Annotated in this window: 2 protein-coding genes; both read right to left on the bottom strand. The window is 74.1% G+C overall.

Annotated elements, in window-relative coordinates:
* Positions 1 to 116: 116 nt before the first annotated feature.
* Positions 117 to 848 (bottom strand): septal ring lytic transglycosylase RlpA family protein, encoded by a 732-nt coding sequence (locus ADX84_RS25000; RefSeq protein ID WP_049579942.1) that lies wholly within the window; start codon positions 846 to 848, stop codon positions 117 to 119.
* Positions 849 to 1,066: 218 nt separating this feature from the next.
* The coding region (locus ADX84_RS24995) for a dual specificity protein phosphatase family protein (protein WP_049579939.1) at positions 1,067 to 2,135 on the bottom strand (1,069 nt) is incomplete at its 5' end.

Here is a 2,135-nt window from a genome sequence, read left to right as displayed (position 1 = left end):
GCACCGTCGCCTGGGAGGTCGTGAGCTAGCCGCCACGCCCACCACGGCACACCCGACGCGCCCCGCACCGGGAGGTGGTGCGGGGCGCATCGGGTGTGCCGTGGTGGGCGTGGCGGCTAGCTCACGACCTCCCAGGCGACGGTGCCCACACCGGAGCCGGTGCCGATGATCTCGTCGAAGGCGGCCGTGGACAGGTCCAGGCAGCGTCCGGCGATGAAGGGGCCGCGGTCGTTGATGCGGACCGTGACCGACTTCCCGTTGTTGGGGTTGGTCACCTTCACCATGGTGTTGAACGGCAGCGTCTTGTGGGCGGCCGTCATGCCGTAGGTGTCGAAGGTTTCGCCGTTGGCGGTGGTGGCGCCGTGGAAGCCGTCTCCGTAGAAGGAGGCCTCGCAGGTGCCGCCCTCTCCTGTGCTCTGCGCGTCGGAGCCGCCGGAGTCACCGGAGGGTGCCGCGGGTTCGGTGGTCTCCTCCTCTTCGGGCTCCTCGCGGACGTCGGAGCCCGAGGCGGTCAGGGCCTGGGGTGCCCCGGCCTGGGAACGGTCCTGGTCGTCCTCGGGCTGGGCGGTGTCCTGTTCGGGCTCCTCCACGACCAGCGTCTGGGGCTGGGCCTTGGGGATGCCTGCGGCGTTGGTGGCGGTGCCCGGGTCGGCTCCGGAGATGAGGACGGCCGCCGCGGCGGTTCCGCCCACGACCAGGGTCAGGCCGGCGGCCGAGGCCACGACCAGCGCGCGCTTGCGGCGCGAGCGTGAGCGCGCGGCGGCCTGGCGGGGTCCGACGACGGGTGCGGCCTCGGTGGCGGCGTCGTGATCGTCGGCGGGCGGGATCTGGGGCTCGTTTGTGCCCACAACACAGTCCTTCGAACGGGAACAGGGGCGTGGCGGTGACCTCCCGGCACGGCGGCCGTGGAAGGCGCGGTGCGCCAGGTGGTGCGGGCCCCGGAAACGAGTGGAGCCGAGCACGGGAGACAGCGGGGACCGCCGGTGGCTTGGCACGGGGTCCGGGCGCAGAGCCTAGGGGTAACGCGAGGGTAACGGTACCGGAAAGCGCCGGTTTGTGGAACTTATCACCCACTGATATGGGACGTCCGCAGTTCAGGTCGACGTGGGGGCAGCCCCGCAGGAAAGAGGCTGGTCAGCGGGTTGGGCAGGTCCAGGCCGCTGAGCTCTGCCACCGCCTGCGACAGGGTGGGGTTGTCCAGATGTCCGCCCACGGCGGGGATGAGGGCGGCCATGGCCTCCAGTGGCGGGGCGCCCAGGGTGGCGGCCGCGTAGCGGGCGGCCACCGCCGGGGTGCGCGAGGCCCCCGCCCAGCAGTGCAGCAGCACCCGTTTGCCCTCGGCGCGCAGGGCGGCCACGGCGGAGGCGGCCTCGTCCAGGGTGAAGTGCAGGTTCGGGTTGCGGCCCGGGGTGTCGTGCAGCCACACCCGCACCCAGTCCGGCCCGGCCAGGTGGGGGGCGTCCTCGGGGTGGGTGCGGCACAGCGAGACGGCCGCGTCCACGTCCTCGGGACGCGAGCGCAGGAAGTCCAGGTTGCCGAGGAGCACCTGAGGGTCCAGGGGGTGGGGCACGGCGAAGGGCGGCAGGCGTTGCTCGGGCCGTACCCGGATGGGCAGCTGGGGCCAGCGGTCGGGGTGGGAGCCGTTGAGGGCCACCAGGGCGGCGACGGTCAGCGCGTGGGGGTCGGTGTGCTCGCTGAGCCTGCGCACGGCCTGAAGTGGCAGGGCCGAGGCCCCCCACCGCGCCCCGGCCAGCGCGCCGGTGTACATCGCGGCCAGGTCGCCGTGGGAGTGGTAGGCCGCCCACACCGTGTCCACCAGGTGGGCGCAGGGGAACGCGCCCCGGGTGGGGCCCTCCACGGGGTGGGGGGTTCGGGTCAGGGCCCGCCAGGAGACCCCCAGGAGGTCGTCGTTGGTGGTGTGCTCCAGCACGGGTTCGCTGGTGGGCGCGGCGCCGGTCAGGACCAGGGAGCGCAGCGCCCGCGACCACGCGGCGTACTCAGGGGCAGCACTCGCGGGGGTGGAGCCGTGGTGCAGGGCGGAGCGGACCAGGTGGGCCAACGGCTGCGCGCCGGTTGCCTCCGTCGTGCCCTGGGGGGCGGGGGTGGTCGCGGCGGTGGCGAAGCTCTGGGCCAGG

Origin of the sequence: Nocardiopsis sp. SBT366, from assembly GCF_001083815.1 — a bacterium.
GTDB lineage: Bacteria > Actinomycetota > Actinomycetes > Streptosporangiales > Streptosporangiaceae > Nocardiopsis > Nocardiopsis prasina.
Note: the sequence above shows the minus strand (reverse complement) of the source record. Positions and strands in the feature narration are given on the sequence as shown.